The following is a 26,360-nucleotide window of genomic DNA, read 5'->3' as shown; positions in this document are numbered from 1 at the left end:
ATGGCCGAAACGACGGCGCCCCCGACTGGCTCTGGCCCTGAGGGGGGCGTGAAGGATTGGAACTTCAGCGCCGTCTACGGCCTCGGGTTCCTCACACTGGTTTCGGCCTTCAATTATCTCGATCGCTCCCTCCTGGGGCTGGCGTTGCCCTCCATTAAGTCGGAGATGCATGTCTCGGACACCGCTCTCGGGCTGGTGTCCGGGCTCGCCTTTCTGCTGTTCTATTCCATCCTCGGCGTGCCCATCGCCTGGGCGGCGGATCGCTACAACCGGCGCAATATCATTGCCGTCGGCTTCGCCTTCTGGAGCCTGATGACGATGGTGACCGGCTGGGTGGCGAACATCTGGCAACTGGCCATCGCGCGCTTCCTCATGGGTGCGGGCGAGGCGTGCGGTATTGCCCCGTCCAATTCGATCATCTCCGACCTGTTCCGCGCGGAGCGGCGCCCGCTCGCTTTCTCGATCTTCGGCACGGCGGTCTCGATCTCATCGATTCTCTTCTTCCCCATCGTGGGCTGGGTCGGCCATGAATATGGCTGGCGGTCGATGTTCGTCGTGGCCGGTATGCCGGGCGTGTTCCTGGCGGTGCTGTTCTTCCTGACGGTCAAGGAACCGGAGCGCGGGGCGTCCGAAGCCAAGCGCATCGAGCGTGCGGCGAGGGAAAGCTTCAAGGCGAGCATGGCCTTTCTCGCCAAGCAGCGTGCCTATGTCTTTTTGGTCATCGGCGCCACCCTGATGGGGCTGAATGTCTTTGCCGCCAGCGTCTGGACTCCGACCTTCCTGACGCGCGTCCACGGCCTCACGCTGGTGGAGGTGGCTGCGACCATCGGTCCGATCCGGGGTGTGTTCGGGGTGGCCGGCGTGGTTCTGGGCGGTCTGCTGATCGACCGGTTGAGCCGCAAGGCCAGCCACTGGCGCATGACCTTGCCGGCGATCACCTGTCTGCTTGCCGCGCCTGCTGAGCTGATCTTCCTGCTCGCCGAGGATACGGCGGTTTGGCTCGCGGCTTATGCGGCCTCGGCTTTCCTTCTGCTGATCCATCAGGGCCCGGTGTTCGCGGCGGTCATGAGCGTGGCGAAGCTGAGGATGCGCGCTGTCGCAACCTCCATCCTGCTGTTCAGCGCGGCACTGATTGGGCAGGCGCTCGGCCCGCTGGTCGTGGGCTATCTGAATGACGTGCTGCACCCCACGCTGGGTGATGTGGCCGTGCGCTATTCGATGCTGGTCATCGTCGTGACGGCGCTGTTGGCGGGGGTGATGTTCCTGCTCGCTGGGCGGTCGCTGGAGGCGGACGCGAAGCGGGCCTTGGCGGACGCCTAAGAGGCGAGAAGGGCAGGCGCTCGCTCCTCGCTAGATTAGACTGCAGATCACGGACGGAGTTGGTGGCCGGGTCAGACCCAAGGCTGCCAACTCCGGCGTCGTTTCTGATCACAGACCAGTCGCCGCTCGGCCCAACTGCGGCACCAAGCGCGCGTAAGGACTGCCGATTCAGCACACGCAAGGGAAGTCGCGGGAACCCAAAAGTTGTAAATCGCAACGCTGACCACAAATCATGTGTTGCAAATCACTCGCAATATCCTAATTGGTGCGACCGACTCGCAATAGCGATCGATGACACCAACTGGGGAACGCCGCATGAGTAAATCCGCCAATCTCACTTCCTTTCTCGCGCTTGGCTGCGTCAGCGCCGTCGCGTTTGCCGCGCCGGCTGTCGCGCAGGATAGCGAGCAGGGGCGCCGTCTGGGCGGGATGACCGTGACCGACACGGCCATCGATGAGTCCGAGGTCAAGGTCGAGCGGGCAGAATCGCCCAAATATACGCGCCCGCTGCTGGATACGCCGCAGACGGTGACGGTGATCGGCGCCAAGACGCTGCAGCAGCAGAACCTGCTCACGCTGCGCGAAGTGCTGAGCACCGTGCCCGGCATCACCTTTGGCGCCGGCGAGGGCGGTTTCGGCTATGGCGACCGCATCAACCTGCGCGGCTATTCGGCCAACAACGATATCTCGGTCGATGGCGTGCGCAGCGGTGCAATCATGAACCGCAACGAGACCTATAATATCGAGCAGGTCGAGGTCGCCAATGGCGCGAACTCGGTGTTCAGCGGCGCGGGCTCGGTCGGCGGGTCGATCAATCTGGTGACCAAGAAGCCGCTGGCGGACGACAAGATGTCGGTTCAGGGCGGCGTCGGCACGGACAATTATTATCGCGGCACCGTCGATCTCAACAGGCGCGTGAGCGACATGATCGCCGTGCGACTGAACGCGGTCTACCACAAGAACGACGTGCCCGGCCGGGACGTGGAGTTCTACGAGCGCTGGGGTGTGGCGCCGGCTGTCACCATCGGTATCGATGGCCCGACCAGCCTGACGCTGCAATATGAGCATCTCGACGACAAGGGCATGCCGCAATACGGCCTGCGTTATTATGCGGCTCAGGGCGGCTATCTGCCCGACTTCAACCAGAGCGCTTATTACGGCTTCGCCAATGTGGACACGCAGCAGTCTGTGACAGACTCGGTGCAGGCGATTTTCTCGCACGAGCTGAGCGACACGGTGAAGGTGCGCAATCTCACTCGCTATGAGAATGTCAGCCAGTACACCGTTACCAGCCAGCCCACGGGCACCTTCTGCCTGGCGAACGGTCTGCAGCCGGATGGCAGCGCCTGCACCGTCGCGATCGGCAGCAGCACGCTGGTCGTCCCGGCAGGCTATTATCTGCCGACCGGTGGTCGTGGCACGGCCCGCCACATCCGCAACGAAACCGCCTATAACCAGCTCGACCTGAGCGCCGAATTCGCCACGGGCGGCATCGAGCACACGCTCGTTCTCGGCGGATCGCTGCTGTGGGAGCGTTATACGCTGAACAATGGTAGCATCCTGCGTGCCGCCGACGGCAGCAATCCCTTTGCCGCCCCGAGCTACTATCCGCTCACCAACATCGCCAACCCCGGCGCCGTCCTCACGGGACCGGCCGCCCCGGCAGGAACGCTGGCGCGCGTCTATGGCAGCAACATCTATACCGGTCCCCAAAACTACATTCAGACCGGCTACAATGTCGGCGAGCAGACCAGCTATGCGGCCTATCTGTTTGACACCATGAAGCTTTCGGACATGTTCGAGATCAACGGCGGCGTGCGCTATGAGCGCTTCGAGGGTTCGACCCGGACGCGCAACGTGACCACCGGCGTGGTGACCGGCCCGTTCGAGGCGAAGGACAATCTCTTCTCCTGGCGTGTTGGCGCGGTGTTCAAGCCGATGCCAAACGTCAGCGCCTATGTGGCGGTCGGCAATTCGCGCACACCGTCCAAGGGTTCGGTTGATGGCAGCTGCGCTGTCAACACCTGCAACGTCGAACCGGAATCGGCGAAGAATTACGAAATTGGCGTGAAGGCCGATCTGTTCGACGCCAAGCTGCAACTCGCAGCGGCGGTTTTCCGCAATGAGCGCGACAAGTATCGCGTGGCCTCGGGCGATCCCACGATTCCCGATCAGGTGCTCGATGGCCGCTCGCGGGTGAACGGCGTGTCGCTGAGCGCCACGGGCAACATCACCGAAGCCTGGTCGATCTTCGCCAACTACATGTATCTGGATAGCAAGCTGATCCAGGGCGTGTCCGACTTCTGTCTGGCCAATCCGGTGAGCTGCGGCAACACGGTGGCCAATCCCGATCCGACGGCCGGCACGGCGCTCTCGGCAACGCCTAAGCATTCGGGCAGCCTGTTCACCACCTACAAGTTCCCGTTCGGTCTCGAAGTGGGCTATGGCCTGACCTATCAGGGTCGCCACTCGATGAACCCGACCGCGACGCCGGTCTATTATGTGCCAGCCTATACGCTGCATCGGATCATGCTGGCCTATCCGGTGACCGAGCGATTGCTGGCGCAGGTGAACGTGCAGAACGTGACGGATGAGGACTATGTCACCACCGTGCGGACCAATGTGAACAACAGCTGGGCGCAGCCGGGGGTGGGGCGGTCCGCCGTGTTCAGCCTGACCTACAGCTACTGAGTGTGGGGGGCAGGGGCGAACCGACCCAAAGCGGTTCGCCCCTGATCCACATCAATGATCCGGCGCACGTCTGGTAATATTGATTCGCATTATTGACGGAATGGGCCTGTTCGTCGATAGCGGCAGGCGAAAAGGGGTGTCCGCAGTGAACATTTCACACTCGGCAAGTCAGGGGCGCTATGGGCAGGGCAGGCGGTTCAATCCGCTGGTCGTGCTGCTCGTCATCCTGATCCATGCCGGGTTGTTCGCGCTTGTCACCCGCCTCGGGCCCAGTTTCAAGGTGGGTGAGGCGCCCAAGGTCTTCACGGTCAATCTGATCTCTTCGCCGCCGCCTCCGCCGCCCGTCGACGCGCCGCCACCGCCGCCCCGTGCGCCCGAGGTGGTGGTGCCGCGGCCACAGATCGACATTCCCCGGATTGATCCGCCGATGGTGGCCGCAATGCCGGATATTCCGGTCGTCCCGGTCTTGGCACCGGGGCCGCCGGCACAGCTCCGCCCGGCCGCCGCGCCGATCTCAGTGCCCTCGGTCACCGACGGCGGCGACCTGGGCACGCAAATGGTGGCCGGCAAGGCGCCGCGTTACCCCATTGAGAGCCGCCGCAAGCGGGAGCAGGGCGTGGTCCTGCTGGCCTTGACCGTGGGCCTCGATGGTTGCGTGGACGATATCAGGATCGCACGCAGCAGCGGTTTCACTCGGCTCGACAAGGCCGCGCTCGATGCCGTCAAGCGCTGGCGCTGGCGGCCCACCTTGCGTGATGGCCAGCCGGTTTTCGTGAAAGGCGTGGTGGAAATCCCCTTCGTCATTCAATCCCAAGACAACGCATAAGGCGCTTCATGCTGATCCCCATTCCAGAGGTGCTCGACGGGCCGACGCTCGCCAAGGTGCGTGATCTCATCGATTCCGCCGCGTGGGTAGATGGCAACGTCACCTCCGGCCATCAGTCGGCGCTGGCCAAGAACAACCTTCAGTTGCCAGAGGAGGCGCCGCAGGCCCAACAGGCCGGCGAGATCATCCGCGACGCGCTGGGCCGCAATCCTTTGTTCATTGCCGCAGCGCTGCCGCTCAAGATCTTTCCGCCCCTGTTCAACAGCTATGCGGGTGGGCAGTCCTTTGGCGTGCATGTCGACAATGCCGTGCGGATCCAGGCCGGCACCGGCTTTCGCGTCCGTTCGGACCTGTCCATGACGATCTTCCTCGAGCCGCCCGAGGCTTATGATGGCGGTGAACTGACAGTCGAGACGCAATTCGGCGTGCAGCAGGTCAAGCTGCCGGCCGGCCATGCCGTGCTCTACCCGTCATCCTCCCTGCATCGGGTGGAGCCGGTGACGCGCGGCCGCCGGGTGGCGAGCTTCTTCTGGCTGCAATCGATGATCCGCGACGACGGTGAGCGGCAGATCCTGTTCGATCTCGACAGCAGCATCCAGCAACTGGCCGCCACGCTGGGGCAGGGTCATGCCGAAGTGATCCGCATGACCGGGGTCTATCATAATCTGCTGCGCCGCTGGGTGGACGCTTAGGCCAGCGACCGCCCTCAGACTCGCTCAGCCTTTCGGCGTCAGCTTGAGCATCCGGCCCTTGGGGCTGTCTTCGAGCAGCCAGAGCGCGCCATCCGGCCCGACCCGCACGTTGCGCAACCGCATGCCCATGCGCCAATGGTCGGCCTTGGTCGCCGTCTCGCCGTCAAGTGAGATGCGAACAAGCGCCTGACCGGACAGGCCGGTGATGAACAGCGAGTTCTTCCAACCCGCGAACAGGTCGGCATTGTAATAAGCCAGCGAGGACGGCGCGAGCGAAGGGTTCCAGTAGAGCTTGGGCTTCTCGAACCCGTCATCGGCGCTGTGGTCCGGGATGGGGCGCTTGTCATAATGGTCGCCATAGGAGCGGGTTGGCCAGCCATAATTCCCGCCGGCCTTGACGACGTTCAGCTCGTCGCCGCCAAGCGGGCCCATTTCCACCTGCCACAAACGCTCATTCGCATCGAAGGCGAGGCCGGTCAGATTGCGCTGGCCATAGGTCCAGATGGCGGGATGGAAGCCCTTGGCCGCCAGCGGGTTTCCCGCGGCGGGTGTCCCGTCCAGATTGAGATGCAGCACCTTGCCGAGCGTCGACTTGGGGTCCTGCGCCGGGTCGAACTTGGCGCGCTCGCCATTGGTGAAGAACAGGCTGCGCTTGTCCGGCGCGATGGCGATGCGGCCGGAATAATGGGCGCCGCTCACCATATTGGGCGTCGCGCGGAAGATGATCTTGACATCCTTGAGCGCGCCGCTTGCTTCATCAAGCGTGGCGGTAGCCAGCGCGGTGCCGGTTTCCTTGCCTTCGCCGGGTTCGGAAAAGCTGAAATAAATCTGGCGACTGGCGGTGAAGTCCGGTGCGAGCACCACGTCCATCAACGCGGCCTGGCCCTCGCTGACGACGGTCGGCGTGCCCAGCAGCACCGTCTTGTCGCCCGTGCGGGGATCGAAAAGGACCATCGCCCCGCGCTTCTGGGTCACCAGCTGCTTGCCGTCCGGCAGGAAGGCCATCGACCAGGGATAATCGAAGGTTGCGACCTCGGTGATCGTGAAAGGCAATTGGGAGAGATCGACTTTGGCCGGGGCCGGGGCCGCAGGCGGCGTCGCGGGGGCGGTCTGGGCGAGCGTGGGCGATGCGACGCCCAGGGCCAAAACCGCCCCCAGGGCGATGCGGTGCGGACGGAATGACATAGGCGCTCTTCTCCAGTCGGTCTTTTGTTCCGCCGGCCCATAAGCGGTGGGCCGGCCGGGAGCAATGACCGAGGCCGCGCGCGCCTTGACCGAGCGCGAAGCGGCGCGCGGCTGGATCAGGCTGCGGGCGTCAGCTTGAGGAGGCGGCCATTTTCTCCGTCCTCAAGCAGCCAGATCGCGCCGTCCGGTCCGGCGCGTACCGCGCGGATGCGCGCGCCCATGTCCCAGTGATCGACCTTGGTCGCGGTTTCGCCATCGAGCGCGATGCGGTCGAGCGACTTGCCGGAGAGGCCGGTGATGAACAGCGAGTTCTTCCACTGCGGGAAGAGGTCGGCATTGTAATAATCCAGCCCGCCGGGCGAGATGGCCGGCACCCAAAAGACCTTGGGCGCTTCATAGCCGTCGCCCGGCTGATGATCGGGGATCGCCTTGCCGTCATAATGGTTGCCCATGGAGGCGTTGGGCCAGCCATAGTTGAGGCCGGCTTTGATCAGGTTGATCTCATCGCCATGGCGCGGCCCCATTTCCATTTCCCATAGGCGTCCATCGGCATCGAAGGCGATGCCGAGCAGATTGCGGTGGCCGTAGGACCAAACAGCCGGGTGGAAGCCCTTGGCCGCGAGCGGATTGCCGGCTGCCGGGCTGCCATCGAGGTTGAGGCGCAGGACCTTGCCGAGCGTCGTGCCCGGCTCCTGCGCTGGCGTCATCAACTGGCGGTCACCAGCAGTGAAGAAGAGATGGGTCTTGTCCAGCGAGAAGGCGATTCGGCCGGAATAATGGCCGCCCTTCTCCGAGCGATCATCGCCCCGGAAGATCACCCGCACATCGCTCAGCGCAGCCGCTGTCGGGTCCAGCTTCGCAGTCGCCAGCGCAACGCGGCTTTTCTTACCCTCGGCGGCTTCCGAGAAGCTGAAATAGATCGTCTTGCTGGTCGCATAATCCGGGGCGAGCCGCACATCCATGAGCGCCCCCTGATCGTCGCTCTTCACGCTGGGCGTGCCGCTCACCGTCTGCTTGCGGCCGCTTTGCGGGTCGAGCAGGATCAGCGTGCCTTCCTTCTGCGTGACCAGCATGTGCCCGTCCGGCAGGAACTCCATGGCCCATGGCGAGGCGAACTGCGCGACTTCCGTGGTCTGGAACGGTGCGCCGCTTGCCGCCTTGACCTCATCGGGCGCGGACGCGCTGCCGCAGGCGACAATGGCGAGGCTGACGGCACAGGTCAGGCCGAGCTTACGGACATTCATGGGGCGGATCTCCGGCGAAGGGTGGGATATCCGACCATAGCGACAAGAGCGGCTTGGCGGTAGACCGTTCTATAACAAGAGCTTGGCGCGCGCCGCCCGCCAGAACGCAGCTTGAGTGGCGGGCCTCACCCACGCCCGAGATGCTGACAAAAAAGGGGAGCCGAAGCTCCCCTTTCTCATATCGACTTTTCCTGAACGATCAGGCGAAGCTGATGGTCGCGTTGGTCTTGCGGCGACGCATGGCGTAGCCGGTCACGGCCAGACCGCAGATCATCATGCCCCAGGTGGCCGGCTCAGGAACCGGAGCCGACGTCTGCGTGACGGCGTAAGTGATACCGTTGACCTTGAAGCTGTCGTTGCTCTGCCTGTCATTGAAGGCGGCAGCCACGTAGAACAGGTTGCCGGACAGATTGTTCGGATTGATATCACGGTTCTGGTCCTGACCGTTGCCGCTCGAGTAAATCGAGGTGCCGAACAGCGACGTGAACGTGGAATAGTTCGCGATCGTGAACGTGCTGTTGAAGGCCACGTTGGTGCTGCCGATAGCATAATTGATGTCGGTGTCGCCGAAGCTCACGAGGCCGATCTTATCGACGGTGACCATCTTGTCGAACTGGAACACCAGGATGTCCGTATAGCCGTTATTGTCGACCGTGTGCGAGTCGTCGTTGGGGCCATTGAGGACACCGAGGCCAGGCGTGTAGGCGCCGACGGCAGCCTTCGACAGGGTCGTGTCGTTGAGGCTGTAAGCCGTGACTTCCAGCTTGGTGCCGTCCGACCCGGTGTAGGTGCGCACGTTGCCGATGGAGCCATCGCTATTGCCGCCGCTGGTCAGCAAGAAGGTGGCTGCCGAGGCGGACGCCGGCAGCATCGCCGTCGCGGCAATGGTCGCAGCCGACAGCAGTACGGCTTTCCTGAAAGACTTGTGAAACATGATCTATAACTCCCACAGATATTAACTTTCAGGTTTTGCCCCGGAAATGCGTGCGCCCATGACGGGAGTCCGGTAATCCGGGCCCATCTGGCGCTTTGCATCTGTCAAAGGTCACCCCACCTGAGGTCTTGGAGATATCTTTTCCGTTTCAGTCCTGTCAAAGATGTTGATGATCGGTTAACCATCAATTGTGACCCGAAATTGAACAGTTCCACCTGAGTGGAGCGGGCTGGTGGGGCCGTGCGGCCAACCTAAATCGTTCGATTTGCTGGATTCTGTTGTTTACAGTCGCGAAGACCCTCTTTCTTCTAAAGACGTCGGGCGCGGATTTTTTCTGCCGAAGGCCAGAACAGGCACGGTTTTCGATAGCGTAGAGACTGACGAGGGAAAGCGTCTCATCTGAGTGCTGAGCAGATCCATGCAGCTTGCCTTCAACTGCGACTCCGCCTATATGGCCCTTGCTTTCCTGACATCGTTGCGAAGTTGGGGTCGGCGCCGAGAGGGGCCGGCGGCGAAACCCTGTCGCGTGTCCATGTCCGGACGAGGCGCAGGCATAGGGAGTGCGAATGAGCGATATTGCGCGGATCGAGACGGTTGTGGCGTCGGAGGCGAAGGCTCTGGGGCTCGATCTCGTGCGCGTGCTGCTCTTCGGCCAGGGCGATGACCGGACGCTGCAGATCATGGCTGAACGGCCCGATACGCGCCAGCTCAACATCGATGATTGCGCCAGCCTCTCGCGCCGCATCTCGGACAAGTTCGATGCGCTGGAAGAAGCGGGCGATGTGCTCATCGAGGACGCCTATCGTCTGGAGGTCAGCTCGCCGGGTATCGACCGGCCGCTCACCCGCCTCAAGGACTACAGCGACTGGGCCGGGCATGAGGCACGCGTTCATTTCGTGACGCCCATGGAGGATGGCCGCAAGCAGGTGCGCGGCATTCTTGCGGGCATCGAGGGCGAGCAGGTGCTGGTCGATGATCCCAAGGCCGGCCGCATCGTCGTGGACTTTGCCAATATCGACAGCGCCAAGCTGATGCTGACCGATGCGCTGATTTCTGCTACTGTCCCGCTCTCCACCGAGGGCGCGGACGAAATCGTCACCCAGGAACAGGAAGACTGACTCTCATGGCCAACGCCATTTCCGCCAACAAGGCCGAGCTGATTGCCATTGCCAATTCGGTGGCAAGCGAGAAGATGATCGACAAGGCCATCGTCATCGAGGCGATGGAAGACGCGATCCAGCGGTCCGCGCGGGCGCGCTACGGCGCCGAGAACGACATTCGCGCCAAGCTCGATCCCGAGACCGGCGACCTGCGCCTGTGGCGCGTCGTCGAAGTGGTCGAGGTGGTCGAGGACTATTTCAAGCAGGTCGACCTCAAGGCCGCGCAGAAGCTTCAGAAGGATGCCGTGATCGGCGACTTCATCGTCGATCCGCTGCCGCCCGTCGACCTCGGTCGCATCGACGCACAGAGCGCCAAGCAGGTGATCTTCCAGAAGGTGCGCGATGCCGAGCGCGAGCGCCAGTTTGAGGAATTCAAGGATCGCGTGGGTGAGATCATCACCGGCGTCGTCAAGTCGGTCGAGTTCGGCCATGTGGTCGTGAACCTTGGCCGTGCCGAGGGTGTGATCCGCCGCGACCAGCAGATCCCGCGCGAAGTCGTGCGCGTCGGCGATCGCGTCCGTGCGCTGATCCTCAATGTACGTCGCGAGAACCGTGGCCCGCAGATCTTCCTCAGCCGTGCGCACCCCGACTTCATGAAGAAGTTGTTCGCGCAGGAAGTGCCCGAAATTTACGACGGCATCATCACCATCATGGCCGCCGCCCGCGATCCGGGCTCGCGCGCCAAGATCGGCGTCATCAGCCGCGATAGCAGCATCGATCCGGTCGGCGCCTGCGTTGGCATGAAGGGCAGCCGCGTGCAGGCTGTCGTGCAGGAAATGCAGGGCGAGAAGATCGACATCATTCCCTGGAGCGAGGACACGGCGACCTTCGTCGTCAACGCGCTCCAGCCCGCTCAGGTCGCCCGCGTGGTGATCGACGAGGAAGAAGAGCGCATCGAGGTCGTGGTGCCTGACGACCAGCTCAGCCTCGCCATCGGTCGTCGCGGCCAGAACGTCCGTCTTGCCAGCCAGCTCACCGGCAAGGCCATCGACATCATGACCGAGGCGGACGCGAGCGAGAAGCGTCAGCGCGAGTTCGTGCAGCGCTCCGAGATGTTCCAGAACGAGCTGGACGTGGACGAGACGCTCTCGCAGCTGCTGGTGGCCGAAGGCTTCACCGAGCTGGAGGAAGTTGCTTATGTCAGCATCGACGAGCTGGCCTCTATTGAGGGCTTTGACGACGAGCTGGCGCAGGAGCTGCAAAGCCGCGCGCAGGAAGCGCTGGACCGTCGCGAGGCGGCCGCGCGCGAAGAGCGCCGTGGGCTTGGCGTTGACGATGCGCTGGCCGAGATGCCCCACCTCACCGAGGCCATGCTGGTCACGCTGGGCAAGGCCGGCATCAAGACGCTGGACGATCTCGCCGATCTCGCCACCGACGAGCTGGTGGCCAAGAAGCGCAACGACCCGCGTCGCCGCCGCGAAGTCTCCGAGGACAAGGGCGGCATTCTCGCCGAATATGGCCTGAGCGAAGAGCAGGGCAACGAGATCATCATGGCGGCCCGCGCGCACTGGTTCGAAGACGAGCCCGCTGCAGAGGGCGCCGCTGAGGATGAAGTGGAAGGCAACGCCTGATGCCCTATGTGAAGATCGAGGTGATCGAAGGCGTGACGCGCGAACAGAAGGCGGCTCTGGTCGCTGATGTCACGCGCTCGCTGGTCGATCGCCTCGGCAAGCGGCCCGAGCAGGTGTTCGTCGTCATCGATGAGGTGTCGGCGGACAACTGGGGCGCTGCGGGCATCCTCGTTTCCGAGCGGGAAGCCGCGCAAAGGGAGGTCGCCGATGCTGCGAATTCCTCCCAATGAGAGGCTGAGGCTTCCAATCATCGCTGCGCGCCCGGCTGCTCCTGCGGAAGCGGGGGGCTGGACTGTGTTGTCTAGCGCATTCTTGCCACCTCACCGTTCGTGTCGAGCGAAGTCGAGACACAATGGATTTGCGCTCGCGTGTCTCGACTTCAGCCTTTCGGCTGAAGTTTATCCTGAGCGCCCGCCTGCGGGCAGTCGAAGAACTCGACACGAACGGGAGGCGGGTGCAGTGATTTTGAACGGGCAACTCACAGGAGGTGCCCATGTCTGAGCGTCGCTGCATTCTCTCCAGCACCCACGCCGATCCCGCGGCGCTGATCCGCCTGGCTATTTCGCCCGATGGCGACGTATTGCCGGATGTCCGCGCGCGGGCGCCGGGGCGCGGCGCCTGGCTGGGTGTCGATCGCGCGACGCTGGAGGAGGCCATGGTCAAGGGCCGGCTGCGCGGCGCATTGGCGCGGGCGTTTAAGGGTGAGCCGCTTACCGTGCCGGACGATCTGGCCGAGCGGATCGCGGTTGCGTTGCGCGATGATTTCATGGCGCGGCTGGGGCTGGAGGCCAAGGCTTCCAATCTCGCCACCGGTTTCGACAAGATCGATGTCGCGGCCCGGCGCGGACAGGTCCGCATGCTGCTCCACGCGGCGGATGCCGGCGATGACGGGGTGCGCAAGCTGGATCAGGCGTGGCGGGTTGGCGAGGAGCGGGAAGGCGAGGAATTTGCCGGCACACGCTTGCCGGTGGACCGCGACGCCCTATCTATGGCATTGGGCAGAAACAATGTCGTCCATATCGCGGTGACAAACGCTGCTGCGGCAGGCCGCCTGTCCGGTCTGCTCGGTCGCTGGCAAAACTATCTGGAATGCGCTAACGCGGCGCCGAGCTCCGGTTCGGCAGTCGTCAGGCATATGGACGATGATCCCGCGCCTCTGGCGTGAGGACGAACGACTCGGGTCACCTCTGCGGGGGTGCGCCGGATGGAAGATGAAGGGTTAGATTGCGTCGATGAGTGACAATAGGGAAGACAAGCCGACTCTGGGCCGTAAACCGCTTGGTCTCAAGCGGACGGTCGAGGCCGGCCAGGTGCAGCAGAGCTTCAGCCACGGCCGGAAGAATACGGTCGTCGTTGAGGTGAAGCGCCGTCGCGTCATCGGCAAACCCGGTGAGGCAGAGACGGCGCGCGCCGTGCCCGAGCAGGCCGCGCCCGTCGCGCCGCCGGCACCGCCGCCGCCGCCCGCTGCCCGTCCTGCGCCGACCCCGGCGCCGGCACCGCGCGCCTCCTCGACGGATAGCCTGATGAGCCGGCAGGAGCTGCAGGCCAAGCTGCTGCGCGAGGCCGAGGAAGCCCGCATGGCCGCGCTGGAAGATGCGCGCCGCCGTGAAGAGGCCGCCCGCCTGGCCGCGACCGAGGAAGAGAAGCGCCGCGCTGAGGACAATCGCCGCGCGGAGGAAGAAGCCGAGCGCCAGCGCCAGGAAGCCGAAGCGAAAGCTGCCCAGGCGCCCGCGCAAGAGGCTGCTCCGGCGGCACCTGCGGCTGCAGAGACCGCGGCACCTGCCGAAGAGGCTCCCAAGGCCGCGACCGGCGCGACGCCCGAGCGTCCCGCGCCCCGTCGTTTCACGCCTGTGGCCGCGCCGGTCATCAAGCGTCCGGAACCGGCCAAGGTCGAGCGCAAGAAGGGTGGCGACGATCGTCGTCAGGCTGGCAAGCTCACCGTCAACCGTGCGCTCGCCGATGATGACAGCGCCCGCGCGCGCAGCCTCGCCGCGCTGCGCCGTGCCCGCGAGAAGGAGCGTCGTTCGCACTTCTCCGGCTCGTCACAGCCGCGCGAGAAGCAGTCCCGCGATGTCATCGTGCCGGAGGCGATCACCGTTCAGGAACTCGCCAACCGTATGGCCGAAAAGGGCGCGGACCTCGTCAAGTCGCTCTTTAAGCTGGGCATGGCGGTCACCGTCAACCAGACGATCGACCAGGATACGGCCGAGCTGCTGGTCGAGGAATTCGGCCACCGCATCCAGCGCGTCTCTGATTCCGATATCGAGATCGATACCGCGAGCGACGTCGATGCTGCGGAATCGCTGGTCACGCGTCCTCCGGTCGTCACGATCATGGGCCATGTCGATCACGGCAAGACCTCGCTGCTCGATGCCCTGCGCGGCACCGATGTGGTGGCGGGCGAAGCGGGCGGCATCACCCAGCATATCGGCGCCTATCAAGTGAAGACCAAGGGTGGTGAGATCATCACCTTCCTCGATACGCCGGGTCACGAAGCGTTCACCGAGATGCGCGCACGCGGCGCCAACGTCACCGACATCGTCATCCTGGTGGTCGCGGCGGACGACGGGCTGATGCCCCAGACCATCGAGGCGATCAACCACACCAAGGCCGCCGGCGTGCCGATGATCGTGGCGATCAACAAGGTCGACAAGCCGGACGCCAATCCGCAGCGCGTGCGCGAGCGTCTGCTCGAGCATGAAGTCATCGTCGAGGATATGGGCGGCGACACGCAGGACGTGGAAGTCTCCGCGCTCAAGCGCACCGGCCTTGATGACCTGATCGACAAGATCCTGCTGCAGGCCGAACTGCTGGAGTTGAAGGCCAATCCCGAACGCGCCGCTGAAGGCACGGTCGTGGAAGCGCAGCTCGACAAGGGCCGTGGTCCGGTCGCGACGATCCTCGTGGGTCGTGGCACGCTCAAGGTCGGCGATATCTTCGTCGTCGGCGAGCATTCGGGCAAGGTCCGCGCCATGGTCAACGACAAGGGCCAGCAGGTGAAGGAAGCAGGGCCTTCGGTTCCGGTCGAGGTGCTTGGCCTTGCCGGCGTGCCCATGGCGGGAGACCAGCTCAGCGTGGTCGAGAGCGAGGCGCGTGCCCGCGAGGTCGCGGCCTATCGTCAGGAGTTGGCGACGCGCAAGCGCACCACAGCGGCCCCGACGAGCTTCGAGCATATGTTCTCGGCGCTCAACACGCAGGTCATTGAATATCCGGTCGTCATCAAGGGCGACGTGCAGGGCACGGTGGAAGCGATCATCGGATCGCTCACCCGCGCCTCCACGGATGAGATCAAGGTGCGCGTGCTCCACTCCGGTGTGGGCGCGATCACCGAGAGCGACGTGACGCTGGCCGCCGCCAGCCGTGCGCCGCTGATCGGCTTCAACGTGCGTCCCAATGCCAAGGCGCGTCAGCTTGCCGAGCGCGACAAGGTCTCGCTGCGTTATTATGACGTGATTTACGACCTCATCGAGGAAGTGAAGCGCGAAATGGCCGGCCAGCTTGCGCCGGAGCGCATCGAGACGGTCATCGGTGCCGCACAGGTCCTGCAGGTCTTCCCGGCCGGCAAGAAGGACAAGGCGGCCGGCCTGCTGGTGCAGGATGGTGTCATCCGCAAGGGCGTCAACGCACGCCTCACGCGCGACAATGTCATCGTCTCGGCAACCACCATCGCCTCGCTGCGGCGCTTCAAGGACGACGTGTCCGAAGTGCGGGCCGGCATGGAGTGCGGTGCGGTGCTCGAGAACACCAACGACATCAAGGTCGGCGATACGCTCGAGCTCTTCGAAGTCGAGGAACGCGCACGGACGCTCTGACGTCCGGCGCGCCGCGAAGGAGGTAAGTCATGAGCGGTTCGGGGGAACCTTCCGTCCGGTTGCTGCGGGTGGGGGAGCAGGTGCGCCATGTGCTGGCGGACGTGCTCCAGCGTGGCGACGTGCATGACGATGTGCTCGCCAGTCACGTCGTGACGGTGACGGAAGTGCGCATGTCGCCCGATCTGCGCCATGCGACAGTTTTCGTGAAGCCGTTGCTGGGGCGGGATGAAGAGGTGGTGCTCAAGGCACTGCGCACCAACACCGCCTATCTGCAGCGCGAGGTCGCCAAGCGCGTGAAGATGAAGTTCGCCGCCAAGCTCAAATTCCTCAGCGATGAGAGCTTCGAGGAAGGCAGCCACATCGATGCGATCCTGCGCTCACCCAAGGTCGCGCAGGACATCGTCGACGAAGAGGAGTGAGAGCCCGGCGTGATGATCCGTTGATCGTTCGCGCGCCGGGCTGATCCGGTTGATATTGTCGAGCGCCGCTTGCACGGGCATCATGCGTCCGTCCGGGGGCATTGCCATGACCATTACGATTACTGCGTTTGAGAGTTCGCCGGATCGCGGCCGTGGCCTAGCGCGCGACATGCCGGTCCGCTGGGCGCTGGAGGAAGTGGGGCAGCCCTACGCTGTGAGCCTCGTCTCCTTCGCGGCGATGAAGCAGCCGCCGCACCGCATGCGCCAGCCGTTCGGGCAAATCCCGACTTATGAGGAGGATGGGCTGGTTCTGTTCGAATCCGGCGCCATCGTCTTCCACATTGCCGAGCGGCATGTCGGTCTGTTGCCGACCGATATGGACGGACGGGCGCGCGCGATTGCGTGGATGTTTGCCGCGCTCAGCACGGTGGAGCCGCCGATCCTCGAGCGCGAGACGGCCGGGCATGTCGATCGCGACAAGGATTGGTATGACGCGCGCCTGCCGATGCTGGAAGGCTGTATCCGGGCGCGGCTGGATGACCTCTCCGCGCGGCTCGGCGAGGCCGCGTGGCTGGACGGTGCATTCAGCGCGGGCGATCTGATGATGATAACGGTGCTGCGGCGGCTCGGCAGCTCGGATCTGCTGAAGGGCTATCCGGCTCTCTCAGCCTATGTCGCACGCGGCGAGGCGCGGCCCGCCTTCCAGCGTGCCTTCGCGTCGCAGCGGGCGGTGTTCGAGAGGCAATCCACGGCTCGCTGAGCCGGGCGACGCCGTCACTTGGTGGCGTATTGCCCCGGCTCTGCCTTGAACGTGTCACGCGCGAAGGCGCGGGCTTGCGTGGCCGTCGTGAAGGTCTCGTCCTGCAGCGTGGAGGTGACCAGCGGATAGCCCTGCGAATTATAGCGCGTCTCGCGCACCGTCAGGCGGAAATTGCCGCCATCGTCCTTGGTGATGAGGAAGGGTTTGATCGTCTCGCGGCTCATTATCGGCTCCCGGCGGAAAGGGGGGTGAGTGAAGTCTGCGCGGCGCGGAACCGCGCAGGCCCACATCTTATCGGTTCTTGCGCGCGAGGTAGCGCGCGTCGCGGGCGGCCTTGCGTTCGGCTTCGGTAAGTTCGGGCTTTTTCTTTGCCTCTTTGGCTGCCTTTGCAGCGGCGGCTTCCTCAGCCTTGGCCTGCTTGGCGGCCTTGCGCTCTTGCGCGGCCAGCCGGGCGAGGCGATGCTTTTCTTGCTGGGCGGCTTCCTGTGCCTGTGCGGCAGCGGCGCGGGCAGCAGCGACTTCCGGATCGACCGGGGCGCGCGTGCGCAATTTTGCCATCACTTCGTTGCGGGCATCGGCTGCGGCAGCAATGCGTGATTGAAAGTCCGGCTCTTTGTATTTTTTCATGCGTAGAATTCAGCTCCGTTTCGCCACTTTGGGCGAGGAGGCCGGGCGACGATGCCGCCCGGCCCTGTATCTTCAAACTGCCCGGTCGTCGGGCAGCCCTTATCTTCAGACAGCCTGAAGGTTCACGGCCGAAGCCTTGCCGCGCTTGTCATTTTCCAGCTCGTAGGAAATGCGCTGATCCTTCTGCAGGGTGTGCATGCCGGCGCGCTCGACGGCCGAGATGTGCACGAAGGCGTCATTGCCGCCGTCTTCCGGCGCGATGAAACCATAGCCCTTGTCGGCATTGAAAAACTTGACTGTTCCGATGGTCATATTGGGTATCCTTGTTCCCAAATGGTAATCGGGCACGCGCGATGCATTCGCGCGTCCCGGCTTCGTGAGGCTAGATGGGGACAAAGGGGGACGCTGAAGCGGTCCGATATCCGTCAAAGGCGACGTTAAGCCCGCATGGTGTAGCACGATGGCGTTGGAATAGAAAGCGAAAGGGCCGGTCATGGCCGGGCGTGGCCTGCGCGGCGTCTCCCCGCTTGTCGAAAAGGCGCCGCGCAGGCAAAGCTGTGGCATGGCCAAGCTCTATTTCTACTACGCCTCGATGAATGCGGGGAAGTCCACCAATCTGCTGCAGGCGGACTTCAATTATCGCGAGCGGGGCATGGCGACGATGCTCTGGACGGCGCAGGGGACAGCGCGGGAGGGTGATGATGAAGCAGTGGACAGCATCGGCAGCCGGATTGGCCTGCGCGCTGCCGCCAACAGCTTCGATGCCGTGACCGATCTGCACGGGCGCATCCAGGCGGCGCATCTTGAAGGGCCGGTTGCCTGCGTGCTGGTCGATGAGGCGCAGTTCCTCTCGCCAGAACAGGTCTGGCAACTTGCGCGCGTGGCTGATGAGTTGGGCATTCCCGTACTGTGCTACGGGCTGCGCACCGATTTTCAGGGCAAGCTCTTCCCTGGCTCGGCGGTGCTGCTCGGCATTGCCGATACGTTGGTCGAGCTCAAGGCCGTCTGCCACTGCGGGCGCAAGGCGACGATGAACCTGCGGGTGGACGAGCGCGGCGAGGCGGTGCGGGAAGGCGCGCAGACGGAGATCGGCGGCAATGATCGTTATGTCGCGCTGTGCCGACGGCATTTCAGCGATGCGATGCGGCGATTCTAGAGTTGCGATGAAGCGATATCATGCAGCGCCGAACGGTTCATCGCCGCTTCACGCGCGTCATGCTATTGTAACGCCATGATCCGGACTCACATCATTATCGGAAGGATGCACGCCATGACCCATTTCAGAAAAGCGATGCTGGCAAGCGCGCTGCTGCTGGCTGGCGCGCCCGTCATTGCCCAGCCGACCGCGCAAGCGGGCGCCGGCAAGGAAGCGTCGATCCCCTTTGTCGACCAGCGCGGCATTCGCGATTGGCAGGCGGTCAGTGACGATCAGATTTATGTGCAGGCCAGTGGCGGGCAATGGTATCTGGCGACGCTGATGACCGGCGCACCGGACCTGCCCTTTGCCCAATCCATCGGCTTCGAGACCAAGGGCCTCGATCGGCTCGACCGGTTCGGCGCGATTGTCGTGGCCGGCACGCGCTACCCGCTCAAATCGCTTGTCGAGAGCGGGCCGCCCCCGAAGAAGAAGTAAGCCCGCTCCTCCGTCGGCGCGGGATGCGGGAGCGGAGAGGGGCTGCCCCTCCGCTCCGCGCCAATGTTCAGGTCGCGTTTTCAGGCGGCCGTCTGGTGGATGTACACCGCGCGCTCGTGGCTAAAGGCCTTGAAGCCGAAATAACCGTGATAGCTGCCCATGCCGCTGCCATTGACGCCGCCGAAGGGCAGGCGGTTCTCCAGATAATGCGAGAAGACGCCGTTCACGGTCACGCCGCCTGACGAGGTGCGGTTGAGGATCTTCTGCACATTGGCTTCGTCATTGCTGTAGATATACAGCGCGAGCGGTTTGTCGCGCTCCTCGATGTAACTGATCGCCTGATCGAGATTGTCGTAGGTCATCACGGGCAGAATGGGCGCGAAAATCTCTTCTTGGAGAATTTTCATCTGCGGATTGACGTCGGTCAGCATGGTCGGGTGGATGGTGCGGTCTTCCGCCTCCAGCACGCCGCCCGCGGCAACGGTGGCGCCCTGCGCCACGGCATCATCGAACAGGCCCTTCACGCGGTTGAAATTCGCCTGATTGACGACCTGGGCGATGCCCTGCTTCTTGATCTGGCCGTTCTCGTAGAGGTTCTTCTCGACGTTCGCCTTGAAGCCCTCGACCAGCTTTGCCTTCTGGTCTTCTTTCACGAACACATAGTCCGGGCAGATGCAGGCCTGGCCGCCGTTGAACTGCTTGGCGCCGGCGAGATCGGCCGCGATCTTCTCGACGTCCGCGCCTTCATCGATGATGACCGGCGACTTGCCGCCGAGCTCCAGCGTGACGCTGGCGAGATGCTTGGCGGCGGCGGCCATCACGATCTTGCCGACCCGCGTGCTGCCGGTGAAGAAGATGTGATTGAACGGCAGGTCGAGCAGTGCGGTGGCGACGCTGACATCGCCCTCGAACACGGCAACCTCATTCTCCTCGAAGACCGACTTCACGATCTTGGCGGCGACCTTCTCGGTGGCGGGGCACAGGTCGGTGAGCTTGAGGATGCAGCAATTGCCGGCCGCGACGGCAGCGGCAAGCGGGCCGAAGACGAGGCCGAGCGGAAAGTTCCATGGCCCGAGGATCAGGCAGACGCCGCGCGCTTCATAGATGATCTGGGCGCGGTCGGTCTCCACCTTGGAGGGCGTGACTTCGGTCGGCTTCATCCAGTCATCGAGATTGTCGAGAATGAGCTGGATGTTGCCGAGGATGTTCAGCACTTCCGTCACGCGGATTTCCGGCTCGGGCTTGCGGGTATCTTCCAGCACCGCCGCGACGATCTCGTCGGCGTGGGACGCGACCGCGTCCTTAAGCTTGGTCAGCTTCAGGCGACGCTCGGCAGCGGTGGTGGCTTTGACATTCCACTGGTTCGCCTTTTGCAGGGCAAAAACGCGGGCAATGTCATCGGAGATCTGGGAAGCAGTCTGCTGGGTGCCGGTCATGGATCACTCGCCTATATTGGATTGTGGAAGGAATGGCGCCTTGTAGAGGCTTCACGCGCTGCAAGACAAGGCGCTGGTGGCGTCCGCAAGATTTTTTGACAGAGTCATTTCCGGTCGATCACGGCCTGCCCGCGGCACCGGCAGGACGCTGCTCGTATGAGATTCGGATGCGCACCCATTGGCCGACCAGTACCTTGCCACCGACACGGGGCGGGCGCACGCGGAACTGCCATGCGGCGGCCAGAATCGCGCGGTTGATGTCCGATCCGTTGGGATATTCTGCCACCGGCACGCAATCGGCCACCCGATAATCGGCAACCGTGCGGCAGGCAATCATGCCCCAGCCCTGGCTGCGCGCGGTCGAGAGATAGCCACGCAATTCCTCGGGATAGGGCTCGCGATACCAGCTGGCGGCGTAGAGCGGTTCGCCATTGGGGCCAGTGCCGTCGACCAGCGGTGTATCGGCTGGTTGTCCGGTGTTCGGTGGTCCCATGGGCGTTGCTGGGCGGGCGGGGGCCGGCGGGGCGGGGGGGGCCGGGCGGATCGCGCGAAGATCGACAGCCGCCATCTGGTCCGGCTTCATCTCGATGAAGGCGGGCTTGCGCGGCGCCGGCGGTGTGACGATCGGCTTTGGCTCGGGCTGCTTGGGCGGCTGCGGTGGGTCGGGGACCGGTTCGGGTTGTTGTTCTGGTTCGGGCTGGGCCTCCTCGGGAACGGGCTCGGGTTCAGCCTGCTCCGGCTCGGTCTGTTCAGGTTCGGGCGCAGGGTCGGGCGGGATCGCGACGTCGAATGTCAGGACATTTTTGTCGGGCGCTTCGCGGGCTTCGAAAGGGGAGGGAGCAAAGGCGATAAGCGCCAGCACGATCAGCCCCTCCACCGCTAATGCGAGGAGAAACGCCGTCGCGCGCTCGCCAAATCGGGTCCGGGCCCGTCCGGTCAGACGCTGGAAGCCGGAGCGGATGCTGTAAATCAACGGACCTCAACTGCATTGGCACCGGACTGGGCGTGGCGGGCGGGGGCGCAACCCACCCTTGCGCCTATAAGCATGCCTATGGCTACAATATGAACAGATCAAGGCACGCGCGCCGGCCCTTGCGGCCAGCGGGGCCTGACAGGCGCTATATGCCTCGCTATGGGCAGCCGATGAACGATCCCGACACTATGCCTGACACCGGGCCCAAGCCGCTGCATGGCTGGCTGATCCTCGACAAGCCGCTGGGCCTTGGCTCCACCCAGGCGGTGAGCGCCGTCAAGCGCGCGCTGCGCGAGGCTGGCCTGCCCAAGGCTAAGGTCGGCCATGGCGGTACGCTCGATCCGCTGGCAACGGGCGTGCTGCCCGTGGCGGTGGGGGAGGCGACCAAGCTGGCCGGCCGGATGCTGGACAGCGACAAGATCTATGACTTCACGATTTGCTTCGGCGCGCAGACCGACACGCTCGATCTGGAGGGTGCGGTAATCGCGACCTCCGACGTGCGGCCGACTCTGGCGCAGGTTGAGGGGGTGCTGGCGCAGTTCACCGGCCCGATCGAGCAGGCCCCGCCCGCCTATAGCGCGATCAAGGTGGATGGCCAGCGCGCTTATGATCGCGTGCGGGCGGGCGAAGAGGTGGAGATGAAACTGCGGGCGGTGACGGTGCATGGTCTCTCGGTCAATGCCACCCCCTCCGTTCGCATCGAGCGAAGTCGAGACACCGCTGCGTCGCTCGCGGGCATCTCGACTTCGCTCGATGCGAACGGGACGGGGGGAGGCCTCAAGGATGAGCAGGCCGCCAGCGAAACCCTTGAAGCCGTCACCCTCACTGCCCATGTTTCGAAAGGCACCTATATCCGCAGCCTCGCGCGGGACATCGCGCTGGCGCTCGGCACGGTCGGGCATGTGACGATGCTGCGCCGGGTAAAGGCCGGTCCGTTCACCCTGGATCGGGCTATTTCACTGGACATTCTGAGCGATGCTGGTAAAGGGCGCGCCATTGCGCAGCATATGCTGCCATTGACGGCAGGGCTGGACGACATCCCGGCTCTCCCCGTCACCTCGCAGCAGGCGATGGCCTTGAGACAAGGCCGGACACTGCCCGGGGACCCTCGCAAGCAAGGGCTCATGCTGGCAGCCGAGGGCGATACGCCTGTGGCGCTGGTGGAGGCTTTGGGCCCGGAAATCCGGGTCGTGCGGGGCTTCAATCTCTGATTTTGGAAAGGAATGACGATGTCGATTACGGCTGAACGCAAGGCGGAACTGATCAAGGACAATGCCCAGCAAGAGGGCGATACTGGTTCGCCGGAAGTGCAGGTTGCGATCCTCACGGAGCGCATTTCCAACCTCACCGAGCACTTCAAGGGCCACCACAAGGATAATCACAGCCGCCGCGGCCTGCTGATGATGGTCAACAAGCGTCGTTCGCTGCTCGACTATCTCAAGAAGAAGGATGCGGGGCGCTATACCGCTCTCATTGCGAAGCTCGGCCTTCGCAAGTGACCCAATCGTTCGGCCCGCTTCGGCGGGCCGTTTACGTATTGCGTCATCCCCGCGCAGGCGGGGATCCAGCACGAGGCAGGCGCGGGAGCGCCGTCCAAGGCTGAGATGACAGAACTGGACTCCCGCTTTCGCGGGAGTGACGAGGAGGGGATGGCACTTCGGCCAACCTCTTTGTGGGACGCAAGACTAGTCCCGAACCGCCGCGGGCCGGCTTAGCCCGCACTGCAGCCCCGCCGCGCAATAGGGCCGGTGGGTGGAAGGAAAACCAATGTTTGATGTAAAGACAGTAGAGATCGAGCTGGGCGGAAAGACCCTCAAGCTCGAAACGGGCCGTATTGCCCGTCAGGCCGACGGCGCGGTGCTCGCGACCTATGGCGAAACGGTTGTGCTGTGCGCTGTCACTGCCGCCAAGTCGGTGAAGGAAGGGCAGGATTTCTTCCCGCTCACCGTTCACTATCAGGAGAAATTCTCGGCTGCCGGTCGTATTCCGGGCGGCTTCTTCAAGCGCGAGCGCGGCGCGACGGAAAAGGAGACCTTGGTCTCCCGCCTGATCGATCGCCCGGTGCGTCCGCTGTTCCCGGAAGGGTTCTACAACGAGATCAACGTGATCGCGCAGGTTCTCTCCTTCGATGGCGAGACCGAGCCCGATATCGTGGCGATGATCGCGGCTTCTGCTGCGCTCACCATTTCCGGCGTGCCGTTCATGGGCCCGATCGGCGCCGCGCGCGTCGGCTACAAGGATGGCGAGTATCAGCTCAACCCGAGCCTCGATGAGGTGAAGACCGGCGAGCTGGATCTCGTCGTCGCCGCGACCGACACGGCCGTGATGATGGTGGAATCGGAAGCCAAGGAGCTCTCCGAAGACGTCATGCTCGGCGCCGTCATGTTCGCGCATGATGCCTCGCGCAAGGTCGTCGATGCGATCATCCAGCTGGCCGAGAAGGCTGCCAAGTCGCCGTGGGAGATCGACCTTTCCGACAATACGGCGGACATGAAGGCCAAGCTCAAGAAGCTGATCGGCAAGGACATTGCCGCCGCCTACAAGCTGACCGACAAGTCGGCACGCTCCGGTGCCCTGAACGAAGCCCGCGCCAAGGCGAAGGAAGCGTTCGCGGCTGAGGGCGCGCAGACCCAGATGGTCGCCAACAAGCTCATGAAGAAGCTGGAAGCGGAAATCGTGCGCGGCGCCATCCTCAAGGACGGTCAGCGTATCGACGGTCGCACGACCACGCAGATCCGCCCGATCGAGGCGATGGTGGGCTTCCTGCCCCGCACGCACGGCTCGGCGCTGTTCACGCGCGGCGAGACGCAGGCCATCTGCACGACCACGCTCGGCACCAAGGATTCCGAGCAGATGATCGACGGTCTGACCGGTCTCTCCTACGAGAACTTCATGCTGCACTATAACTTCCCGCCCTATTCGGTCGGTGAAGTGGGCCGCTTCGGCGCGCCCGGTCGTCGTGAAGTCGGCCACGGCAAGCTCGCCTGGCGCGCGCTGCACCCGGTGCTGCCGAGCAAGGACGAGTTCCCGTACACGATCCGCGTGCTCTCGGACATCACCGAGTCCAACGGTTCCTCCTCGATGGCGACCGTCTGCGGCGGTTCGCTCTCGATGATGGATGCCGGCGTGCCCCTGAAGCGTCCGGTCTCCGGCATCGCCATGGGCCTGATCCTGGAAGGCAAGGACTTTGCGGTCCTCAGCGACATTCTGGGTGACGAGGATCACCTTGGCGACATGGACTTCAAGGTCGCCGGTACCTCCGAAGGCATCACCACGATGCAGATGGACATCAAGGTCGCCGGTATCACGCAGGAGATCTTCGAGGTCGCGCTGCGTCAGGCCAAGGACGGTCGCGCCCACATTCTGGGCGAGATGAGCAAGGCGCTGGGCGAAGTCCGCACCGAACTCTCGGCTCATGCCCCGCGCATCGAGACGCTGCAGATCGACAAGAGCAAGATCCGTGAAGTCATCGGCACGGGCGGCAAGGTCATTCGCGAGATCGTCGCGGAGACGGGCGCCAAGGTCGACATCGACGACGAAGGCCTGATCAAGATCAGCTCGTCCGACGTGAACCAGATCGAGGCGGCCAAGGCCTGGATCCTCGGCATCGTCGAGGAAGCGGAAGTCGGCAAGGTCTATAACGGCAAGGTCGTCAATCTGGTCGACTTCGGCGCGTTCGTGAACTTCATGGGCGGCAAGGACGGCCTCGTCCACGTCTCGGAAATCCGCAACGAGCGGGTCGAGAAGGTGGCGGACGTCCTCAAGGAAGGCCAGGAAGTCAAGGTCAAGGTCCTCGAGATCGATCCGCGTGGCAAGGTGCGCCTCTCCATGCGCGTTGTCGATCAGGAAACCGGCGAGGAGCTGGAGGACACCCGTCCTGCCCGCGAACAGCGCGGTGACCGTGGCGACCGGGGTGATCGCGGCGACCGTGGTCCGCGTCGTGACGGCGGTGGCCGTGGCGACCGTGGTCCCCGCCGGGATCGCGGTGGTGACCGTGGCGGCGAGCGTGGCGAACGCGGCCCCCGCCGCGAGCGCAGCGATGATGACGGCCCGGCGCCCGAGTTCGCGCCTGCCTTCCTGAAGCGCGACGACGACTGATCGCCTTCAAAGCGAGATTGAGAGAAGCCCCGCAGCGATGCGGGGCTTTTTTCATGCCCACGGTCCGAGCGGGCGTTGCAGCTCTGCAAAGACTCCGAGCCGTTCGAGACAAGCGGGCGCCGCCGGCCTGCGCACAGTGGCTTTTTGCGCACCGGTGCAGCGGATCGAACAGGGCGGTTAGTGGACAATTTCGTAGACTATGCGCTGCAGCGGGCCGCGCAGGGCCGGGGCCTGTTGGGAACATGGGTCAAGCTGCCGTCGTTGGCGACGCTGGAGCTGATCGGCCATGCCGGCTTCGATGTCGTGGTGATCGACATGGAGCATGCCCCGCACACTCTGGAGCGCGCCTACACGCTAATCGCAGCCGCGCAGGCGATGGGCATGGCCGCGCTGGTGCGGCTGCCCGATCACAGCGCATCGACGATCCAGCCGCTGCTCGATGCTGGTGCCGACGGTCTGCTGGTGCCGCGCATCACCGTTCCTGCCGATGCCCTCGCGGTGTGCCGCAAGATGGTGTTCAGTCCGGCTGGTGAGCGGGGCCTCGGCCTCACCTCGCGCGCTGGTCGCTGGGGACTGGCGCCGATCCCGGACTATGTCGCGCGGGGCGACGGGCAATGCCTGCGCATGATCCAGCTTGAGGACTGGGCCAGTCTGGAGCGGACCGCGGAATTTGCGGCGGTCGAGCATGTGGGCGGCATTTTCATCGGCCATGGCGACCTGTTTCTCTCCAGCGGCAAATCGGCCGCGCATCCCGATGTTGAGGCGCTCACCGCCGCCATGCTCGCCGCGACCAAGCAGGCGGGCCTGCTGTCTGGCGTGGCCGTCGGCACCGCGCAGGAAGCCGCGCCATATCTGGCGATGGGCTTCTCGCTGGTGATGGTGAGCAATGATGCGATGATGTTCGCGCACGCTGCGGCGCAAACGGTGCAGGCGGTGCGGGGAGGGCTGGATTGAGGCGAGCGAGGCGCAGCCCAGCCTG

At 64.2% G+C, this 26,360-nt stretch carries 25 protein-coding genes; 17 read left to right on the top strand and 8 right to left on the bottom strand.

From position 1 onward, the window contains the following. The 4 genes from M2334_RS12725 to M2334_RS12710 all read left to right on the top strand — a co-directional run bounded on the left by M2334_RS12725 (window position 1) and on the right by M2334_RS12710 (window position 5,529). Window positions 1-1,320, top strand: coding sequence for a spinster family MFS transporter (locus tag M2334_RS12725; protein WP_264576322.1), 1,320 nt, complete (start codon window positions 1-3; stop codon window positions 1,318-1,320). Between the two features lie 315 nt (window positions 1,321-1,635). Further along, the gene (locus M2334_RS12720; RefSeq protein ID WP_264594918.1) at window positions 1,636-4,011 is read left to right on the top strand and encodes a TonB-dependent receptor; all 2,376 of its coding nucleotides are present in this window, start codon (window positions 1,636-1,638) and stop codon (window positions 4,009-4,011) included. A 100-nt stretch (window positions 4,012-4,111) separates the two neighbouring features. Beyond that, on the top strand, window positions 4,112-4,837 hold the full coding sequence (locus tag M2334_RS12715) for an energy transducer TonB (protein ID WP_264605602.1): 726 nt from the start codon (window positions 4,112-4,114) through the stop codon (window positions 4,835-4,837). 8 nt (window positions 4,838-4,845) lie between these two features. After that, window positions 4,846-5,529, top strand: a complete 684-nt coding sequence (locus tag M2334_RS12710) for a Fe2+-dependent dioxygenase (protein WP_264594916.1) — start codon at window positions 4,846-4,848, stop codon at window positions 5,527-5,529. 24 nt (window positions 5,530-5,553) lie between these two features. On the opposite strand, the gene M2334_RS12705 is transcribed toward M2334_RS12710, so the two are convergent. The 3 genes from M2334_RS12705 to M2334_RS12695 all read right to left on the bottom strand — a co-directional run bounded on the left by M2334_RS12705 (window position 5,554) and on the right by M2334_RS12695 (window position 8,892). After that, a complete protein-coding gene (locus M2334_RS12705; RefSeq protein ID WP_264594915.1) occupies window positions 5,554-6,714 on the bottom strand; it encodes a PQQ-dependent sugar dehydrogenase in 1,161 nt (386 codons plus the stop codon). Between the two features lie 116 nt (window positions 6,715-6,830). Continuing rightward, window positions 6,831-7,958: a PQQ-dependent sugar dehydrogenase gene (locus M2334_RS12700; protein ID WP_264594914.1), complete on the bottom strand. Its 1,128-nt coding sequence runs from the start codon at window positions 7,956-7,958 to the stop codon at window positions 6,831-6,833. Between the two features lie 199 nt (window positions 7,959-8,157). After that, entirely contained in the window at window positions 8,158-8,892 is a 735-nt protein-coding gene (locus M2334_RS12695; protein WP_181558984.1) for a PEPxxWA-CTERM sorting domain-containing protein, read from the bottom strand. Between the two features lie 566 nt (window positions 8,893-9,458). Between M2334_RS12695 and rimP the strand changes: the two genes are divergently transcribed. The 7 genes from rimP to M2334_RS12660 all read left to right on the top strand — a co-directional run bounded on the left by rimP (window position 9,459) and on the right by M2334_RS12660 (window position 16,614). Continuing rightward, window positions 9,459-10,010 carry a ribosome maturation protein RimP gene (gene rimP, locus M2334_RS12690; protein ID WP_181558985.1) on the top strand — a complete coding sequence of 184 codons (552 nt, stop codon included), beginning with the start codon at window positions 9,459-9,461 and terminating at the stop codon, window positions 10,008-10,010. Window positions 10,011-10,015: 5 nt separating this feature from the next. Next, on the top strand, window positions 10,016-11,623 hold the full coding sequence (gene nusA / locus M2334_RS12685) for a transcription termination factor NusA (protein WP_264594913.1): 1,608 nt from the start codon (window positions 10,016-10,018) through the stop codon (window positions 11,621-11,623). Then, the gene (locus M2334_RS12680; protein WP_181558987.1) at window positions 11,623-11,853 is read left to right on the top strand and encodes a tautomerase family protein; all 231 of its coding nucleotides are present in this window, start codon (window positions 11,623-11,625) and stop codon (window positions 11,851-11,853) included. Before nusA ends, M2334_RS12680 begins: the two co-directional genes overlap by 1 nt. Before the next feature lie 263 nt (window positions 11,854-12,116). Further along, on the top strand, window positions 12,117-12,788 hold the full coding sequence (locus M2334_RS12675; protein WP_264605601.1) for a DUF448 domain-containing protein: 672 nt from the start codon (window positions 12,117-12,119) through the stop codon (window positions 12,786-12,788). Between the two features lie 67 nt (window positions 12,789-12,855). Next, window positions 12,856-15,435, top strand: coding sequence for a translation initiation factor IF-2 (gene infB, locus M2334_RS12670; protein WP_264594912.1), 2,580 nt, complete (start codon window positions 12,856-12,858; stop codon window positions 15,433-15,435). A 29-nt stretch (window positions 15,436-15,464) separates the two neighbouring features. After that, window positions 15,465-15,854, top strand: coding sequence for a 30S ribosome-binding factor RbfA (gene rbfA, locus M2334_RS12665; protein WP_264574692.1), 390 nt, complete (start codon window positions 15,465-15,467; stop codon window positions 15,852-15,854). Between the two features lie 106 nt (window positions 15,855-15,960). Next, complete coding sequence (locus tag M2334_RS12660) at window positions 15,961-16,614, top strand: glutathione S-transferase family protein (protein ID WP_264574693.1); 654 nt, start codon at window positions 15,961-15,963, stop codon at window positions 16,612-16,614. A gap of 14 nt (window positions 16,615-16,628) precedes the next feature. Here M2334_RS12660 and M2334_RS12655 read toward each other — a convergent pair whose 3' ends face one another. From M2334_RS12655 to M2334_RS12645, 3 genes are all read right to left on the bottom strand, one after another. Continuing rightward, window positions 16,629-16,838 (bottom strand): hypothetical protein, encoded by a 210-nt coding sequence (locus tag M2334_RS12655; RefSeq protein ID WP_181558992.1) that lies wholly within the window; start codon window positions 16,836-16,838, stop codon window positions 16,629-16,631. Between the two features lie 67 nt (window positions 16,839-16,905). Beyond that, window positions 16,906-17,241, bottom strand: a complete 336-nt coding sequence (locus M2334_RS12650) for a DUF6481 family protein (RefSeq protein WP_181558993.1) — start codon at window positions 17,239-17,241, stop codon at window positions 16,906-16,908. A 105-nt stretch (window positions 17,242-17,346) separates the two neighbouring features. Continuing rightward, window positions 17,347-17,553: a cold-shock protein gene (locus M2334_RS12645; RefSeq protein ID WP_181558994.1), complete on the bottom strand. Its 207-nt coding sequence runs from the start codon at window positions 17,551-17,553 to the stop codon at window positions 17,347-17,349. Window positions 17,554-17,803: 250 nt separating this feature from the next. On the opposite strand from M2334_RS12645, the gene M2334_RS12640 reads away from it, so the two are divergent. Together M2334_RS12640 and M2334_RS12635 are read left to right on the top strand one after the other, a co-directional pair. Then, on the top strand, window positions 17,804-18,397 hold the full coding sequence (locus tag M2334_RS12640) for a thymidine kinase (RefSeq protein ID WP_264606087.1): 594 nt from the start codon (window positions 17,804-17,806) through the stop codon (window positions 18,395-18,397). A 114-nt stretch (window positions 18,398-18,511) separates the two neighbouring features. Next, complete coding sequence (locus M2334_RS12635; protein ID WP_264594909.1) at window positions 18,512-18,874, top strand: DUF6491 family protein; 363 nt, start codon at window positions 18,512-18,514, stop codon at window positions 18,872-18,874. Window positions 18,875-18,954: 80 nt separating this feature from the next. On the opposite strand, the gene M2334_RS12630 is transcribed toward M2334_RS12635, so the two are convergent. After that, window positions 18,955-20,310, bottom strand: a complete 1,356-nt coding sequence (locus tag M2334_RS12630; RefSeq protein WP_264594908.1) for an aldehyde dehydrogenase family protein — start codon at window positions 20,308-20,310, stop codon at window positions 18,955-18,957. A gap of 118 nt (window positions 20,311-20,428) precedes the next feature. Continuing rightward, the gene (locus M2334_RS12625) at window positions 20,429-21,283 is read right to left on the bottom strand and encodes a hypothetical protein (RefSeq protein ID WP_264594907.1); all 855 of its coding nucleotides are present in this window, start codon (window positions 21,281-21,283) and stop codon (window positions 20,429-20,431) included. A 212-nt stretch (window positions 21,284-21,495) separates the two neighbouring features. Here M2334_RS12625 and truB point away from each other — a divergent pair, with 212 nt between their 5' ends. From truB to M2334_RS12605, 4 genes are all read left to right on the top strand, one after another. Continuing rightward, window positions 21,496-22,494 (top strand): tRNA pseudouridine(55) synthase TruB, encoded by a 999-nt coding sequence (gene truB / locus M2334_RS12620; protein WP_264606086.1) that lies wholly within the window; start codon window positions 21,496-21,498, stop codon window positions 22,492-22,494. An 18-nt stretch (window positions 22,495-22,512) separates the two neighbouring features. Then, entirely contained in the window at window positions 22,513-22,782 is a 270-nt protein-coding gene (gene rpsO, locus M2334_RS12615; protein ID WP_181558998.1) for a 30S ribosomal protein S15, read from the top strand. A gap of 268 nt (window positions 22,783-23,050) precedes the next feature. Further along, entirely contained in the window at window positions 23,051-25,381 is a 2,331-nt protein-coding gene (pnp, locus tag M2334_RS12610; protein ID WP_264605600.1) for a polyribonucleotide nucleotidyltransferase, read from the top strand. A 180-nt stretch (window positions 25,382-25,561) separates the two neighbouring features. Beyond that, a complete protein-coding gene (locus M2334_RS12605) occupies window positions 25,562-26,335 on the top strand; it encodes an HpcH/HpaI aldolase family protein (protein ID WP_181559000.1) in 774 nt (257 codons plus the stop codon). Window positions 26,336-26,360 lie beyond the last annotated feature (25 nt).

It is taken from the genome of Sphingobium sp. B11D3D, from assembly GCF_025961755.1.
In the GTDB taxonomy this organism is placed as follows: domain Bacteria; phylum Pseudomonadota; class Alphaproteobacteria; order Sphingomonadales; family Sphingomonadaceae; genus Sphingobium.
This window is presented reverse-complemented; position numbering and strand designations above follow the sequence as displayed.